Here is a 16,298-nt window from a genome sequence, read left to right on the forward strand (position 1 = left end):
GTGCGCGACAGCCGGGAAGGCTGGCTGATCGGCACTCATGCCGCGAGGCGACCGCGGTCAACCTTCCTGGGCGGGACTGGCATCCCGTCCACCGTATTCAACGAGACGCGCCACCCGCGGTGACGCGGAGGGCCGGGCGCCTGAGCCGGGCGCCTGAGCCGGACATCGACCGGCGGAGACGACGGAGCCCGCCGGCACCAGCCGGCGGGCTCCGTCGTGACGCGTACGCGGAATCAGGCGGCGAGCTTGCGAGCCAGGTTCTCGTCGAGCGCGTTCATGAACTCGTCGGTGGTCAGCCACGGGGCGTCGCGCGAGATGAGCAGCGCGAGGTCCTTGGTCATCTGGCCACCCTCGACGGTGGAGACGATGACCTGCTCCAGCGTGTTGGCGAACTCGGTGACCGCCGGGGTGCCGTCCAGCTTGCCCCGGTGGGCCAGGCCGCGGGTCCAGGCGTAGATCGACGCGATCGGGTTGGTCGAGGTCTTCTCGCCCTTCTGGTACTGCCGGTAGTGCCGGGTGACGGTGCCGTGCGCGGCCTCGGCCTCGACGGTGCGGCCGTCCGGGGTCATCAGCACGGAGGTCATCAGGCCGAGCGAGCCGAAGCCCTGGGCGACGGTGTCGGACTGCACGTCACCGTCGTAGTTCTTGCAGGCCCAGACGAAGCCGCCCTCCCACTTGAGCGCGGCGGCGACCATGTCGTCGATCAGCCGGTGCTCGTAGGTGATGCCGGCGGCCTCGAACTGCGACTTGAACTCGTTCTCGAACACCTCGGCGAAGATGTCCTTGAACCGGCCGTCGTACGCCTTGAGGATGGTGTTCTTGGTCGACAGGTAGACCGGGTAGCCACGGTCCAGGCCGTAGCGCATCGAGGCGCGGGCGAAGTCCCGGATCGAGTCGTCGAAGTTGTACATGCCCATGGCGACGCCGCCACCGGGGAAGTTGGCGACCTCCATCTCCATCGGGGCACCGCCGTCGGCCGGGGTGTAGGTGATGGTCACCGTGCCCGGGCCGGGAACGACGAAGTCGGTGGCCTTGTACTGGTCGCCGTGCGCGTGCCGGCCGATGATGATCGGCTTGGTCCAGCCGGGCACGAGCCGCGGCACGTTCGACATGATGATCGGCTCACGGAAGACGACGCCGCCGAGGATGTTGCGGATGGTGCCGTTCGGCGACCGCCACATCTTCTTCAGGCCGAACTCCTCCACCCGGGCCTCGTCCGGGGTGATGGTGGCGCACTTGACGCCGACGCCGTGCTCCTTGATGGCGTTGGCGGCGTCGATGGTGACCTGGTCGTCAGTGGCGTCGCGGTACTGGATCGACAGGTCGTAGTAGTGCAGGTCGACGTCGAGGTACGGCAGGATCAGCTGCTCCCGGATCTGCTTCCAGATGATCCGGGTCATCTCGTCGCCGTCGAGTTCCACGACCGGGTTGTTTACCTTGATCTTCGCCATCGGCCGGCGCTCCTCTCGGGGACACGTGCTCAAGCAGTACGAGCGTACTGGAAACTGCTCGGGCCGCCCCAGCCGGCCTCACCCAGTGGAACACGGTCACCGCCTCCACCCCCGTTCCCGGCGAAGTTGATCAAGGAGTTCGCGTCAGAAATCCGGCCCGTGACGGCAAACTCCTTGATCACCAGAACAGGGAAGGGGCGGGCGGCGTCAGCCGGCCCGCCCTTTCGGGAGTTTCAAGAATCACATGTTGGCGATGTCGGACTGCTTGGCGCGGACGGCCTCGGCGGCCTCCTTGAGGCTGGCGATCTCGTCGGCGTCCAGGTCGGTCTCGACGACCCGCTTGACGCCCTCGGCGCCGATCGCGGCCTCGACGCCCAGGTAGACGCCGGCGATGCCGTACTCGCCGTCGACCCAGGCGCAGACCGGCATGACCTCGCCGGAGTCCTCGGCCACGGCCTTGGCCATCCGGGCGGCGGCGGCCGACGGGGCGTAGTACGCGGAGCCGGTCTTCAGCAGCGCGACGACCTCGGCGCCACCGTTGCGGGTCTTGACGACCAGCTCTTCGATCTGCTCGGCCGGCATGACCTCGCGCAGCGGCTTGCCGTCGACCGTGCTCTTCGACGGGACCGGGACCATGGTGTCGCCGTGCGAGCCCAGAGTCAGGGTCTTCACCGACTTCACCGGCACGTTCAGCGCCTCGGCGACGAAGTTGGTGAACCGGGCGGTGTCCAGCATGCCGGCCTGGCCGAGCACCCGGTTGCGCGGGAACTGGGTGGCGATCTGGGCCAGCGCGGTCATCTCGTCGAGCGGGTTGGAGACCACGATGACGACGGCGTTAGGGGCGTACTTGGCGACGTTCTCGGAGACCTGGCGGACGATCTTGGCGTTGGTCTCCAGCAGGTCCATCCGGCTCATGCCCGGCTTGCGGGGCAGGCCGGCGGTGATGACGACGACGTCCGAGCCCTCGATGCCCTCGTAGCCCTCGCCGTTCGGGCCGGTGGTGACGCCGACGACCTTGGTCTCGAAGCCCTCGACGGCGCGCGACTGGTTGAGGTCCAGCGCCAGACCCGCCGGCTTGCCCTCCACGATGTCGGTGATCACGACGGTGTCGAAGACGTCGTACTCGGCCAGGCGCTGCGCGGTGGTGGAGCCGTAGAAGCCGGCCCCGACGACAGTGACCTTCTTACCCATGGTCGTCCCACTCTCTGCTACCAGTCGGTTTTCCGGACCGTATCAGCCATCCTGGCACCGATCAGGCCCGGGGCGGACGGTTATGCCGTGCTTGGGTGGTCGGTCACACCTGCCGCTCGGCGCGTTCCACCACGTTGGTCAGGAGCATGGCCCGGGTCATCGGCCCGACGCCGCCCGGCATCGGCACCAGCTTGCCGGCCACCTCGGCCACCTCGGGGTCGACGTCGCCGGTGTAGCGGCCCTTGCCGTCCGGGCCGATCACCCGGGTGATGCCGACGTCGACGACCGTCGCGCCGGGCGTAATCATCTCGGCCGTGAGCAGGCCCGGTACGCCGGCTGCGACGATCACGATGTCGGCGGCGCGGGTCTGCTCGGCCAGGTCCAGCGTGCCGGTGTGGCACAGGGTCACGGTGGCGTTCTCGCTGCGCCGGGTGAGCAGCAGGCCGAGCGGGCGGCCGACGGTGTTGCCCCGGCCGATCAGCGCCACCCTGGCACCGCGCAGCGGGACGTCGTGCCGGCGGAGCAGCTCGACGATCCCGCGCGGGGTGCAGGGCAGCGGTGCGTCGTAGCCGAGCACCAGCCGGCCCAGGTTCACCGGGTGCAGCCCGTCGGCGTCCTTGGCCGGATCGATCATCTCCAGCGCCCGCTGCGTGTCGAGGTGGCCGGGCAGCGGCAGCTGGACGATGTAGCCGTGGCACGCCGGGTCGGCGTTCAGCTCGGCCAGGACATCGTCCAACTGCTCCTGGGTGGCGTCGGCGGGCAGCTCGCGACGGATCGAGGCGATGCCCACCTCGGCGCAGTCGCGGTGCTTCCCGTTCACGTACGCCTGGGAGCCGGGATCGGCGCCGACCAGGACCGTGCCGAGCCCCGGGATGGTCCCGCGCTCCGCCAGCGCCTTGACCCGTGTTCGCAGCTCGTCCTTGATCTCTGCCGCCGTCGCCTTGCCGTCCAGGATCATCGCCGTCACGCCTGGATCGTCTCACGTCACACGGCCGCCCGAACGACGACGACAAATGGTGACCCTCTGCTACGTGGCGTTCGTCACTCATTGTAACTTAACGTGAATCGCGCCACATGCTGAGACGGACACCAATGATCAACCGGGACGCGGCGGACGAGCGACCGGGCAAGCGCACGAAGGCGTCGAGAGTACGCCCTGGACACGAGCCGCCGACTCAAAAGCCGCCACTGGCCAGCTATTTTGCCACCACTGCCACAGGAGAGACCTGACCTGGAGCCAAGACGGGGGGCCGCTGTCCGTTACCACATCCCAACGCTCTCGTTGCCGAAACGGCCCGCGACGACCTACCGTTGCCGATCGTTGCACAGCGTTACCCAGCGCCGGGCCTGACTGCGCAGCGTAAGGAGATGAGGAGACTCCAATGCGTGTTCGTAGGCTCGCCGCCTGGACCGCTCTTCCGCTCGCGGTGGCCCTGGGCCTGGTGGCCTGCGGCTCGGGCGGCGGCAGCGGCGGCAGCGGCAGCGGCGGCAGCGGCGGCAGCGGCGGCAGCGGCGGCCGAACCTGATACGCATCCCCTCCGGCTGCCCGTTCCATCCCCGGTGCCCGTACGTGCAGCCGGTCTGCGCGGACGAGTTGCCCCACGACCTGGCCCTCGGCGAGGGCCGGGCCAGCGCGTGCCACTTCGCCCAGGAGGTCCGTGATGACAGCACCCGCTAGCCCGACCAAGGTCCGCGGCGAGACCATCCTCACCGTCGACAACCTGGTCAAACACTTCCCGATCACCCGGGGCGTGCTGTTCAAGAAGCAGATCGGGGCGGTCAAGGCGGTCGATGGGGTCAGCTTCGAACTGCGCCGCGGCGAGACGCTCGGCGTGGTCGGCGAGTCCGGCTGCGGCAAGTCCACCCTCGCGCGGCTGCTGATGCGGCTGGAGAAGCCGACTGCCGGCCGGGCATCGCTGGAGGGGAAGAACCTGTTCAAGTCCTCCGGGGCGGAGCTGCGCCGGCTGCGCCGCAACATGCAGATGGTGATGCAGGATCCCTACACCTCGCTGAACCCACGGATGACGGTCGGCGACATCATCGGCGAACCGTTCGAGATCCACCCCGAGGCGGCGCCGAAGGGCAGCAAGCGGCGGCGGGTACAGGAGTTGCTGGATGTGGTCGGGCTCAACCCCGAGCACGTCAACCGCTACCCGCACCAGTTCTCCGGCGGGCAGCGCCAGCGCATCGGGATCGCCCGGGCACTCGCCCTGCGACCCGAGATCATCGTCTGCGACGAGCCGGTGTCGGCCCTGGACGTCTCCATCCAGGCCCAGGTGATCAACCTGCTGGAGCAGCTCCAGGACGAGTTCGGGCTGTCGTACATCTTCATCGCGCACGACCTGTCGGTGGTCCGGCACATCTCCGACCGGGTGGCGGTGATGTACCTCGGCAAGATCGTGGAGATCGGCACCGAACAGGAGATCTACGAGCGGGCCACCCACCCGTACACCCAGGCGCTGCTCTCGGCGGTGCCGGTGCCCGACCCGGACGCCCGCGACGACCGGAGGATCATCCGGCTCACCGGAGACGTGCCGAGCCCGGCCGACCCGCCGTCGGGCTGCCGGTTCCGCACCCGGTGCTGGAAGGCGCAGGACATCTGCGCCACCCGGGAACCGTTCGCGGTGCTCCGCGCCGCGGATCCGCACCCCTCGGCCTGCCACTTCGCCGAGGTACGCCCCGCCGCCTGATCTGGCACCGGGGGTGGACACGAGACGGGCCCCGCCCCCGGAGGAATAGGGGCGGGGCCCGCGGTCGCGACCGAAGGCCGGCCGGCTGCCAGCAGCCGGTCGGCCTTGGCGGTCAGAGCTGGGACAGGTTGTACGCCCAGATGCCGCGACCATGGGTCGCGACGTATACCGAGTTGTCGACCGCGTTGTACTCGACGTCCATGCCGACGGTCAGCGGCAGGCCGGAGCCGAGCCGCTGCCAGTTGGTGGCACCGGGCGCGCGGTAGAAGGTGGCCAGGTCGGTGGGCAGCACCAGCGCGCCGTTGGACAACTGCTTGATCGAGCTGGCCGGCACGTCCGGCAGGTTCGCCGATACGTCCCTCCAGGTCGCGCCCGCGTCCGTGGTCTCGTAGACGTGGCCGTAGCCGGCACCCGGTCCCTCGGTGAACCGGCGGGAGAACCCGTTGATCGCGAGGAAGGCGTGCGAGGCGTTCGCCGGGTCGATCCCGACGCCCTGCACGAACCGGTTCGGGAAGTCACCCGGCAGGGTGAGCTGGTGCCAGCTCGACGGGTCGTCGACCTTGCCGGCCGCCACGCCCCGGGCGAACCCGGCGTTGTTGCACGGCCCGCACCAGCTGACGTACGCCATCCCGCCGGAGACGGCGACCGCGGTGGCGGTGTGGCCGGCACCCAGGTCGAAGAGGTTCGCCCAGCCCTTGCCGTTCTGGATCGCGTAGCCCTTGGTGTTCGCCCAGACGTGCTGGCCACCGGCGACCCAGACGTTCGCGTCGTGGTCGTCGGGCGCGAACGGCGCGATGAACCGGGCCGGCTCGTCACCCGGCCGGGAGGTGTACGGCTGGATGTCCCGGGAGGTGGAGGTCGCCGCCGTGCCCGGGCCGGGGTTCTCGTTGCAGTTCTCGGTCACCCGCATGGCCAGATTGGTGTACTCCTGGACCTGCCGGCAGCCGTTGGCCGGGTCGGCCAGCGAGTCGCCACCGTCACCGCCGAAGTTCGAGCCCATCACGGTGTCGCCGGCACGCAGCACCGAGACGCCGTTGTCCTGGAGCCCGCCGGAGACCACGGTGCCGGCCCTGGCCGGGTCCTTGCCCACCGAGACCGAGTAGTACTGCAGAGCGTCGATGGTGCCGTCGTTGAGGCTCTGCCAGTCGGTCGCGTGACCGGCCTTGTCGGTCCTGCCGTTGATCGGCCGGCGGTAGACGCCACCGTCGTTGCCGACGTAGACGAACCCGTTGCCCACCGCCACCGAGTGCTGGTCGGAGTGGGTGGTCTTGTTGCAGGCGTTCTGCGCGTCGTAGATGTCCCAGCAGGAGAAACCGAAGTTCCAGTACGGGCCGACGGTCTTCCAGGTGGCACCCGCGTCGCTGGTCTCGTAGACCTCCTCCAGGCCGGCCCAGAGGTGGTTCGGGTTGGCCGGGTCCACCGCGAGGAACTGGTTGTACCAGGCCTGGATGCCCGGGCCGTAACCCTTGCCGATCACGGTCTGCTTGAGGGCCGAGCCGGAGTTGCCCAGCTTCGACGAGTCGGCGATCTTGTTCCACGGGCCGGCCGGGCTGCCGGTGTTGGAGACGTAGATGCCGTCCAGGTAGCTGTTCACGTTGCCGGCCGGCTTGTTGAGCAGCCGCGGCGACTGGTTGATCGCGTACAGCTTGCCGCCGTCGCCGGAGAAGGCGAACGTGACGTAGCCGATGTCGTCGGCCGGCATGGCACCGGTCGGGTTGACCTTCGCCCAGCCGCCCGCGGTGTAGTCGCGGGTCTCGTAGAAGCCGTTGTACGCGTCGCCGGAGCGCCAGGCCGAGGCCACCACCACGTGCTTCGGGTTGCGCGGGTCGGCCGCCACGTCGTTGACGATGTTCTTGTACGCGGCGTTCGCGTCGCCCGCGTTCGCCCCGCCCGGCAGGTAGCTCGGGTTCGGCGTGAACTCCCGCTGCCAGGCGCCGGACGTGCTGCTCATCGAATGCGAGTACAGGCCCCGGTTTGTGGCGGCCCAGACCTTGCCGTCGAAGAAGCGCAGCTTGTTGATGACCGTGCTCTCCAGCTCGGTCCCGCCGATCCGGTTGGTGGCCGCGAACCTGCCGGTCCTCGGGTTGGCCAGCCGGTAGACGCCGGCACCGACGTACGAGGTGGCGCCGGTGTTCGCCTCGCCGGTGGCGTACCAGAGCGAACCGTCGGCGGCGAGCACGACGTCGCCGCTGGACAGGGTGGGCAGCGCGTCCGCGATCGGCGTCCATCTCCCGCCGCCGGTCGAGGAGCGCCACACGCCGCCGTCGGCGCCGGCCGCGTACACGTAGCCGCTGTTGTCCGCCGCCAGGCCGGTGATCCGCCCGGTGACCAGGCCGGCGCCGCCGGAGGAGTTGGACGCGTAGTCGCGGTAGCGCGGGTCGTCCCCGTCGTACTTGATGTTGGTGACCTCGCGCCAGGTGCCCTTGGTGACCGCGAGCGCGTTGAGCTGGCTCAACGCGTTGGCGTACGCGCCCGGCGAGACGATGCCCGGCGCGTACCGGGCCTGGGCGAACTGCTCGGCGATGGTGCGGGCCTCGAAGGCCTCCTCGCCGGCCTCCTCGGACGACTCGCCGGCCGCCATCTCCATGAACTCCCTGGGATGCCAGGGCAGGTTGGCGCCGGGCTCGTCGGCCAGGCCGAGCTTCTCCCGCACCTCGTGGTTGGTGGCGACGACGCCACCGAGCGCGGCGGCCAGCACCAGCACGCCCGCGATTGTCGCCGGCTTACGCCAGCGGGACTTGGACATGTGACTCCTCCGTGATGGGGTCCCGAGCGGATGGCCCGGGGTGGGAACCATGGCGACGGATAGCCGCCACGGCACGTTCGAGATCGGACGCGAACCGTCCAGGTCCGACAGTCGCTTCCGCACGGCACCGGCCTCTACGGGCGGGTCACTCGTGACGGGCCGCGCGAAAGGGTCGGGCGGCCGGGCCGGCGGGGTGCCGGAACGGGTCAGGCGCGGGCCGGCGGGGCCCGGGTGGGCAGGGTGCCGCCCGGCGGCAGCGGTACGGCCGGCGGCCGGTAGCGGGGCGCGGCGACAACCCGGTCGGGCGGGTCGCCGACCCGCACGGGTGCGGCCGGGAGGAGATCGTCGGGGCCGTCGGTGAGAACGACGCCGGCGCGGTGGTCACCACGGTTTCCGCCGGATAACTCCGTCCGCGCGTCCGGCGGAGCGTCGGGGTGCGCGAGACGCGCCACGACGACTCGGGGGTCGCCGGGGGGAGGGGCGGGACGTGCCGGCGTGGCGACCGGCCAGTCGTAGACGATCGACCGGTGCGCGGCGGTGACCACCGCGCCGGGCGCAGGGGTCTCCCCGCGGGCGGGCGCACCCAGGCCGACCAGGACGAACGCCAACGCGACGACGACGGCGGTCAACCGGTCGAGCACGCGCATGGGGCGGACCTGTCGGCTAGGAGGGGAGCCGCTCGGGCGGGCGGCACGAGGGCCGCGGGTGGGAGCCGGCCGTGAGGAGAACGGAAAGGATCGATCGCTTTGTGCCGAGGGCCACGCTAGCAACAACATTTGTCGGCGGGCAATGGCAACCTGCCGTACTAACGGCTGGTCAAACGACCCCACCACGACAGCGCCCCTGGTCGGGCCGGCCGGGCATGCCACGCCGGGCGCGGCTGCTCGACCGCGCCCGGCGGGTGACTGTGCTCAGTGGAAGAAGTGCCGGGTGCCGGTGAGGTACATGGTCACGCCGGCCTCCTTGCAGGCGGCGATGGTCTCGTCGTCGCGGATCGACCCGCCCGGTTGGACGATCGCCCGAACCCCGGCCTCGATGAGGATCTTCGGGCCGTCGGCGAACGGGAAGAACGCGTCCGAGGCGCAGACCGACCCACGGGCCCGGTCGGCGCCGGCCCGGCTGACCGCGAGCCGCGCCGAGTCGACCCGGTTCACCTGGCCCATCCCGACGCCGACGGTGGCGCCGTCCTTCGCCAGCAGGATCGCGTTGCTCTTCACCGCGCGGACCGCGCGCCAGGCGAACACGAGGTCGCGCAGGGTCGCCTCGTCGGCCGCCTCCCCGGTGGCCAGCCGCCAGTGCGCCGGGTCGTCGCCCTCGGCGTCGATCCGGTCCCGCAACTGCACCAGCACGCCGCCGGTGACCTGCCGCCACTCGGCCGGGAGCGGGTTGAACTCCGGGGCGTGCAGCAGCCGGATGTTCTTCTTGGCCTGGAGGATCTCGACGGCGCCGGGATCGAAGCCCGGGGCCACCAGCACCTCGGTGAAGATCTCCGCGACCTGCCGGGCCAGCTCGACGGAGACCGGCCGGTTCACCGCGATCACCCCGCCGTACGCGGAGACCGGGTCGCAGGCGTGCGCCCGGCGGTGCGCCTCGGCCACGTCCGCGCCGACCGCGATGCCGCACGGGTTGGCGTGCTTGATGATCGCCACCGCCGGCTGCTCGGGGAAGTCGTTCGCGGCCCGCCACGCGGCGTCCGCGTCGACGTAGTTGTTGTAGGACATCTCCTTGCCGTGCAGCTGCTCGGCCTGCGCCAGCCCGGCCGGGCTGGCCGGGTCGGCGTAGAGGGCGGCCGCCTGGTGCGGGTTCTCGCCGTAGCGCAGCACCGCCTGCCGGCGCAGCGCCAGGCCGGCGAACTCCGGCCACCCGTCGGCGGGCGGTGCCAGGGTGGCCGCGAACCAGTCGGCGACGGCCACGTCGTACTCGGCGATGTCGGCGAACGCCCGGGCGGCGAGGGCCCGGCGCTGGGCCAGCGTGAAGCCACCCGCGGCGAGCGCGGCCAGCAGCGCCGGGTACGCCGCCGGGTCGGTCACCACGGCGACCGAGGCGTGGTTCTTGGCCGCGGCCCGGACCATCGCCGGGCCGCCGATGTCGATCTGCTCGACGCACTCGTCCTGGCTCGCGCCGGAGGCGACCGTGGCCTGGAACGGGTAGAGGTTGGAGACCAGCAGGTCGATGCCGGCGATGCCGTGCTCGGCGAGCTGGTCGGCGTGCGCGTCCTTGCGCAGGTCGGCGAGGAGCCCGCCGTGGATCTTCGGGTGCAGGGTCTTCACCCGCCCGTCGAGGATCTCCGGGAAGCCGGTCACCCGCTCGACCGGGGTCACCGGGACGCCCGCGCCGGAGATCGTCGACGCGGTGCTGCCGGTCGACACGATCTCCACCCCGGCCTCGTGCAGGGCCCGGGCCAGCTCGACCAGGCCGGTCTTGTCGTAGACGCTGACCAGCGCCCGCCGGATCGGGCGGCGCACGTCCTCGGTGGAGCTCATGGAACAGTGACCTTTCTGCCGGTGATCGTCCAACCTTCACGAACCAGCCGACCGACCTGCTCCACGAGCTGGCGCCGCTCGGCCTCCTTGATGCGCTCGGTGAGCGTCTCCTCGTCGTCGTCGTCCAGCACCGGCACGGCGACCTGGGCGACGATCGGGCCGGTGTCCATCCCGGCGTCGACGAAGAACAGCGTGGCGCCGGTGACCTTCACGCCGTAGGCGAGGGCGTCCCGGGGGCCGTGGATGCCGGGGAACGCCGGCAGCAGGGTGTTGTGGGTGTTCAGGTAGCGGTCGCCGAACGCGGCCAGGAAGTGCGGGCCGACCAGCTTCAGGAACCCGGCGCTGATCACCAGGTCGGGCTCGTGCTCCGCGACACGGGCGGTGAGCGCGAGGTCCCAGTCCTCGCGGGACGGATGGTCCGCCAGCCGCTCCACGAAGGCGGGCACACCGGCCGCGGCCGCCCGGTCCAGGCCGGCGATCCCGTCGCGGTCGGCGCCGACGGCCACCACCCGCGCCCCGTAGCCGGGACCGCTGGCGTCCAGCAGCGCCTGGAGGTTGCTGCCGGAGCCGGAGACGAGGACGACGAGACGGGCGACGGACGCGGGCTCGCTCACCCCGCCACCCTATCGGGCAGGTCGGGACGCCCATATCCCGGGCGGCGGCATCACGCGGGTGATCTCCGGGTGGCGCCGGCACGATACGCTGCCGTCGCCCGGTGCTGGCGTACGTCCGGCCCGGTGTCGGCATCGTGACCTTGGTCCCGGGCCCGTGTGCCGCGGCGCCCCGGTGCTGGGCGGAATGATGATCGGCAACAACCGACCAGACCGTCGACCAGTTTGGAGCACCCCGCAATGCAGCCCGGTTATCCCGGTCAGGACCCCTACGGCCAGCAGCCGCAGGACCCGAACGCCCCGCAGCAGCCCCACGACCCGTACGCCCAGCCGCCCGTGGCGCCGCAGTACGGGCAGCAGCCCACCTCGGGCCAGCCGTACGGGCAGCAGCCCACCTCGGGCCAGCCGTACGGGCAGCAGCCCTACCAGGACCCGTACGCCCAGCAGCAGCCGTACGGCGCCGTGCCGACGTACCCGAACGCCGGCTACCCGCAGGGACAGGGGCAGGGGCAGAACAACACCCTCGGCCTGGTGTCGATGATCCTCGGTATCGCGTCGATCCCGCTGGTTTGCTGCTTCTACCTCGGCATCCCGGTCGGCATCGCCGCCGCGGTCACCGGCTACCTCGGCCGGCAGAAGGCCGCGCAGGGGCTGGCCAACAACGACGGCCAGGCGAAGACCGGCCTGATCTGCGGTGCCGTCGGCGCCGGCCTGGGCATTCTGCTGATCATCGCGGCGGTGGCGCTCAACATCAGCCTGCCCGGCCAGTAATTCACCCGGTCCTTGAGGGGCGCCCCGGAGCATCCGGGGCGCCCCTCGCCTGTTCCGCCCGGGTCCGCCCCCGGCCGCCGGTGCCGACCGGGCGGGTGAGGAGCCTGGTGGCGGCGGCTCCGAGCAGCGCACTGACGGCGACGACCGCCGTGGCCACCCCGGCCACCTGCCACCACACCGGGCCGATCTCGGCCAGCCGGCCGCCGCCGAGCGGCCCACCGGAGATCGCGGCGGCCACGCCGAGCAGCACCCCGGCGACCGGGCCGGCGAGCGCCGCCGGCACGAGCAGCGCCGGCCAGCCGACCGCCGACGCGGCCTCCGCGCGGTCGCTGCGGCGGGTCGGCGCGGCGGCCCGCCCGCCGGCCGCGCTCCTCGCCAGCCGCCTGGCCAGCAGCCAACCGGCGGCCATCCCGGCCAGCACCGGCACCGCGAGCAGTCCGGCGCCGAGCCCGTCCATCGGCCCGCGCGGCAGCCCGGCCAGCAGCGGTACGGCCGGCAGCGCGCCGACCGACACCTCGCTGGTGCGTACGGCCGTGTCGGTGCCGACGGCGAACCCAGGCCCGAGCAGGTAACTGGCCGACCAGACACTGGCGTTCGGGGCGTAGGCGAGGCTGACCAGGGTGATGCCCGCCTGGCCGGCCACCCCGGTCCGGTACGCCCCGATCAGGTCGGCCGCGTCGCCGCCCCCGGTCGCCACGGCGAGCCCGGCCGCCCCGGCACCGGTGCCGAGCAGCAGCAGCCCGGCGACCAGCCCGGTCCGCACGCCGTCCCGCAGCGGCGGCGCGGACCGCCGGGCCAACAGCACCCACACACCGGTGGTACGCACCGCGCCGACCAGGGCGGCGAGCGTGCCCAGCAGCGCGAAGGTCAGCCCGGCCCGGACCGGGGACACCCGCGGCCCGCCCGCGCTGACCGCGACCGCGGCGAGGGCACCGAGGAGCGCGTACCCGATGCCGACGGCGACCGCGACGGTGAGCGCCTGTCGGGGAGAGCGACCACCGCGGGCGCCGATGGCCCGGCTGGCGTGCACGCCGGCCCGGGTGAGCCGCCAGACGGCGAGCGCGGTCAGGGCGAGCGGCGCCAGGCCGAGCGGCCCGGCGGAGGTCTGCAGCGGCACCCCGTGACCGAGCAGCCAGCCGGCGAGGCCGGCGCGCAGCGCGCCGGGCAGCGAGCCGGCGTCCTCGCTGAGCTGAGCCAGACCGAGCACCAGGGCCACCGGCAGCCAGGACGTCAGGGCGGCCCAGGCGGCTGCCACCCCGGCGGCGACGGGCAGCGGGGCCCGCCCGCGCGGCGCCTCCCCCGACCGGGGCGCGGGCACCCGGGTACGGCCGATCGGCCGGCCGTCGGCGGCGACACCGGCGGGACGGCGGGGCTGGTCAGGGGTGACGGGTGACATCGGCTCTACTCTGGCATGTCGCGCGAGCGGCGGCAGTCCGATACCGCCCCCGTTGCCGCGGCGAGTTCAGTGATCACGCGGCCGACGCCGCTGATCCGGTCTAGCCTCGGCCGAGGGACGCGACCGTCTCGTCGCGGCACCGACCGCTCGGAGGAAGCCGTGAACGCTCCGCATCCGCCACCGCCACCGCCGCCGGCCGCCGGCCGGGACCGGACCACCCTCTGGGGCGTTCTGGGGATCATCCTCGGCCTGCTGTGCTTCGGCATCCTCGGCATCGTCTTCGGCTATCTGTCGATCCGGGACGCGAAGCGCTTCGGGCGCTCCCAGCTGCTCGGCTGGCTGGCGATCGCGTTCGGCGTCATCAACCTCATCGCCCGCGCGATCTTCTGGGCCCGGGGCCCCTACTACCCGTACTGGCACCGCTGAGACGACGAGGGGGTCGACCGGTCCGGTCGACCCCCTCGGTACGTGACACCCGACCGCTCAGCGGCCGGACATGATCTCCCGCATCAGCTTGGCGGTCTCGGTCGGCGTCTTACCGACCTTCACGCCGACCGCCTCCAGCGCTGCCTTCTTCGCCTCGGCGGTGCCCGCCGAGCCGGAGATGATCGCGCCGGCGTGGCCCATGGTCTTGCCGGGCGGGGCGGTGAAGCCGGCGATGTAGCCGACCACCGGCTTGGTGACGTTGGCCTTGATGAACTCGGCCGCCCGCTCCTCGGCGTCGCCGCCGATCTCACCGATCATCACGATGGCGTCGGTCTCCGGGTCCGCCTCGAACGCGGCCAGCGCGTCGATGTGCGTGGTGCCGATGATCGGGTCACCGCCGATGCCGACGCAGGTCGAGAAGCCGATGTCGCGCAGCTCGTACATCATCTGGTAGGTCAGCGTGCCGCTCTTGCTGACCAGGCCGATCCGGCCGCTGCCGGTGATGTCGGCCGGGATGATGCCGGCGTTGGAGGCGCCGGGCGAGGCGATGCCCGGGCAGTTCGGGCCGATGATCCGGGTCCGCTCGCCCTTCGCCACGTTGTACGCCCAGAGCGCGGCGGTGTCGTGCACCGGCACGCCCTCGGTGATCACCACGGCCAGGTCGATGCCGGCGTCGATCGCCTCGATGGCCGCGGCCTTGGTGAACTGCGGCGGCACGAAGATGACCGTGACGTCGGCCCCGGTCTCCTTCATGGCGTCGGCGACGGTCGCGAAGACCGGCAGCTCGGTGCCGTCGAAGTCGACGGTCTGACCCGCCTTGCGCGGGTTGACGCCGCCGACGACGTTGGTGCCGGCGGCCAGCATCCGCCGGGTGTGCTTGGAACCCTCGGAACCGGTCATCCCCTGCACGATGACCTTGGATTCCTTGGTCAGCCAGATAGCCATTGGTCAGACCCCCGCAGCTGCCAGCTCGGCGGCCCGCTCGGCCGCGCCGTCCATGGTGTCGACCCGCTCGATCAGCGGGTTGTTCGCGCCGTCGAGGATCGCCCGACCGGCCTCGGCGTTGTTGCCGTCGAGGCGGACGACGAGCGGCTTGGTGACCTGCTCGCCGCGCTGCTCGAGCAGGGCGAGCGCCTGCACGATGCCGTTGGCGACGGCGTCGCAGGCGGTGATGCCACCGAAGACGTTGACGAAGACGCTCCTGACCGAGGGGTCGGAGAGGACGATCTCCAGGCCGTTCGCCATCACCGCGGCGCTGGCGCCACCGCCGATGTCGAGGAAGTTGGCGGGCTTGACGCCGCCGTGCCGCTCGCCCGCGTACGCCACCACGTCGAGGGTGGACATGACCAGGCCCGCGCCGTTGCCGATGATGCCGACCTCGCCGTCGAGCTTGACGTAGTTGAGGTCCTTCTCCTTGGCGGCCTGCTCCAGCGGGTCCACCGCGGCCTGGTCGACCAGTGCCTCGTGGTCCGGGTGCCGGAACGCGGCGTTCTCGTCCAGGCTGACCTTGGCGTCCAGCAGCAGCAGCTTGCCGTCCTTGGTCGTGGCCAGCGGGTTCACCTCGACCAGCGTGGCGTCCTCGGCGACGAACGCCTGCCACAGCTTCACCGCGACGTCGACGACCTGGTCGGCCACCTCGGCCGGGAAGCCGGCGGCGGTCACGATCTCGCGCGCCATCGCCTCGTCCACGCCGGTGTTGGCGTCGATCGGGGCCTTGACAACCTTCTCCGGGGTCTCGGCGGCGACCTGCTCGATGTCCATGCCGCCGGCGACGCTGGCGATGCAGAGGAAGGTGCGGTTCGCCCGGTCGAGCAGGTACGAGAAGTAGTACTCCTCGGCCACGTCCGCGGTCACGGTGATCATGACCTTGTGGACCGTGTGACCCTTGATGTCCATCCCGAGGATGTCGGTGGCCCGGGCCACCGTCTCCTCCGCGCCCTCGGCCAGCTTCACGCCGCCGGCCTTGCCACGGCCGCCGACCTTCACCTGCGCCTTGACGACCACCCGGCCGCCGAGACGCTCGGCGATCGCGCGGGCCTCCTCCGGGGTCGTGGCGACGCCGCCGGCGAGCACGGGCAACCCGTGCCGCTCGAACAGGTCCCGCCCCTGGTACTCGTACAGGTCCACGATTGCGCGTCCCGTCCCGTCTCCGCGACGCGCCCTCGCGCCGCCACCAGCGTTGGAAAATCAGTTTGACGCCTGTCATCAGACGAGACAGGCCATTTGCCGCAGCCTAACGAGATGGGAACCGGGGGCAACCGAGCGGGTATGGGGTGTGCGGTAATGCACAGCACAGCCACCCGGCGCGATCGGGTCAGCCCACCCGGCAGCGGCGAGGCCATCCCGGTCTCGGTGACCCGGCCCGATTTGGGCGGTTCAGGCATGGGCCGTCAGCCATCCGGGGGATGTTGGGGAACGGGCGTAACCCCCTGTCGGGGGCGTCGTTGAGTCTGATGTCGGAGCGCTGGTCAGGCGCGACGGCGGGAGCGGCCGATGCCCTGTCGGTCGAGGGGTGGCGGCGGGGCATCGTGCA

At 71.7% G+C, this 16,298-nt stretch carries 14 protein-coding genes and 1 pseudogene; 5 read left to right on the plus strand and 10 right to left on the minus strand.

Annotation, left to right across the window (positions count from 1 at the left end):
• Nucleotides 1–233 precede the first annotated feature (233 nt).
• From ACNAW0_RS11740 to ACNAW0_RS11750, 3 genes are all read right to left on the minus strand, one after another.
• Nucleotides 234–1,451, minus strand: a complete 1,218-nt coding sequence (locus ACNAW0_RS11740) for an NADP-dependent isocitrate dehydrogenase (RefSeq protein WP_416287815.1) — start codon at nt 1,449–1,451, stop codon at nt 234–236.
• 240 nt (nt 1,452–1,691) lie between these two features.
• Nucleotides 1,692–2,642, minus strand: coding sequence for a malate dehydrogenase (locus tag ACNAW0_RS11745; RefSeq protein WP_416287816.1), 951 nt, complete (start codon nt 2,640–2,642; stop codon nt 1,692–1,694).
• 103 nt (nt 2,643–2,745) lie between these two features.
• A complete protein-coding gene (locus ACNAW0_RS11750) occupies nt 2,746–3,609 on the minus strand; it encodes a bifunctional methylenetetrahydrofolate dehydrogenase/methenyltetrahydrofolate cyclohydrolase (protein WP_416287817.1) in 864 nt (287 codons plus the stop codon).
• A gap of 415 nt (nt 3,610–4,024) precedes the next feature.
• Here ACNAW0_RS11750 and ACNAW0_RS11755 point away from each other — a divergent pair, with 415 nt between their 5' ends.
• The 3 genes and pseudogenes from ACNAW0_RS11755 (at nt 4,025) to ACNAW0_RS11765 (ending at nt 5,332) form a co-directional block, all read left to right on the plus strand.
• Nucleotides 4,025–4,168, plus strand: coding sequence for a hypothetical protein (locus ACNAW0_RS11755; RefSeq protein WP_416287848.1), 144 nt, complete (start codon nt 4,025–4,027; stop codon nt 4,166–4,168).
• Nucleotides 4,159–4,320 (plus strand): annotated as a pseudogene (locus tag ACNAW0_RS11760) (methionine ABC transporter ATP-binding protein); the annotation flags it as partial. The gene ACNAW0_RS11755 and the pseudogene ACNAW0_RS11760, both read left to right, overlap by 10 nt.
• Nucleotides 4,304–5,332 (plus strand): ABC transporter ATP-binding protein, encoded by a 1,029-nt coding sequence (locus tag ACNAW0_RS11765; protein WP_416287818.1) that lies wholly within the window; start codon nt 4,304–4,306, stop codon nt 5,330–5,332. The pseudogene ACNAW0_RS11760 and the gene ACNAW0_RS11765, both read left to right, overlap by 17 nt.
• Before the next feature lie 112 nt (nt 5,333–5,444).
• Here the strand turns inward: ACNAW0_RS11765 and ACNAW0_RS11770 are convergent, their stop codons facing one another.
• From ACNAW0_RS11770 to purN, 4 genes are all read right to left on the minus strand, one after another.
• Nucleotides 5,445–8,078 carry a glycosyl hydrolase gene (locus ACNAW0_RS11770; RefSeq protein ID WP_416287819.1) on the minus strand — a complete coding sequence of 878 codons (2,634 nt, stop codon included), beginning with the start codon at nt 8,076–8,078 and terminating at the stop codon, nt 5,445–5,447.
• A 206-nt stretch (nt 8,079–8,284) separates the two neighbouring features.
• The gene (locus ACNAW0_RS11775; protein WP_416287820.1) at nt 8,285–8,725 is read right to left on the minus strand and encodes a hypothetical protein; all 441 of its coding nucleotides are present in this window, start codon (nt 8,723–8,725) and stop codon (nt 8,285–8,287) included.
• Nucleotides 8,726–8,989: 264 nt separating this feature from the next.
• A complete protein-coding gene (purH, locus tag ACNAW0_RS11780) occupies nt 8,990–10,561 on the minus strand; it encodes a bifunctional phosphoribosylaminoimidazolecarboxamide formyltransferase/IMP cyclohydrolase (RefSeq protein WP_416287821.1) in 1,572 nt (523 codons plus the stop codon).
• Entirely contained in the window at nt 10,558–11,175 is a 618-nt protein-coding gene (purN, locus tag ACNAW0_RS11785) for a phosphoribosylglycinamide formyltransferase (RefSeq protein WP_416287822.1), read from the minus strand. Before purN ends, purH begins: the two co-directional genes overlap by 4 nt.
• A 237-nt stretch (nt 11,176–11,412) precedes the next feature.
• Between purN and ACNAW0_RS11790 the strand changes: the two genes are divergently transcribed.
• The gene (locus tag ACNAW0_RS11790) at nt 11,413–11,943 is read left to right on the plus strand and encodes a hypothetical protein (protein WP_416287823.1); all 531 of its coding nucleotides are present in this window, start codon (nt 11,413–11,415) and stop codon (nt 11,941–11,943) included.
• 1 nt (nt 11,944) lies between these two features.
• Here ACNAW0_RS11790 and ACNAW0_RS11795 read toward each other — a convergent pair whose 3' ends face one another.
• Entirely contained in the window at nt 11,945–13,339 is a 1,395-nt protein-coding gene (locus ACNAW0_RS11795; RefSeq protein WP_416287825.1) for a DUF6350 family protein, read from the minus strand.
• A 159-nt stretch (nt 13,340–13,498) separates the two neighbouring features.
• Between ACNAW0_RS11795 and ACNAW0_RS11800 the strand changes: the two genes are divergently transcribed.
• The gene (locus ACNAW0_RS11800; protein WP_416287826.1) at nt 13,499–13,765 is read left to right on the plus strand and encodes a DUF4190 domain-containing protein; all 267 of its coding nucleotides are present in this window, start codon (nt 13,499–13,501) and stop codon (nt 13,763–13,765) included.
• A gap of 57 nt (nt 13,766–13,822) precedes the next feature.
• Here the strand turns inward: ACNAW0_RS11800 and sucD are convergent, their stop codons facing one another.
• Nucleotides 13,823–14,710, minus strand: a complete 888-nt coding sequence (gene sucD, locus ACNAW0_RS11805) for a succinate--CoA ligase subunit alpha (protein ID WP_416287827.1) — start codon at nt 14,708–14,710, stop codon at nt 13,823–13,825.
• Between the two features lie 3 nt (nt 14,711–14,713).
• Complete coding sequence (sucC, locus tag ACNAW0_RS11810; protein ID WP_416287829.1) at nt 14,714–15,892, minus strand: ADP-forming succinate--CoA ligase subunit beta; 1,179 nt, start codon at nt 15,890–15,892, stop codon at nt 14,714–14,716.
• Between the last annotated feature and the right edge of the window lie 406 nt (nt 15,893–16,298).

The organism is Micromonospora sp. SL1-18 (genome assembly GCF_047921505.1).
Lineage (GTDB): Bacteria > Actinomycetota > Actinomycetes > Mycobacteriales > Micromonosporaceae > Micromonospora.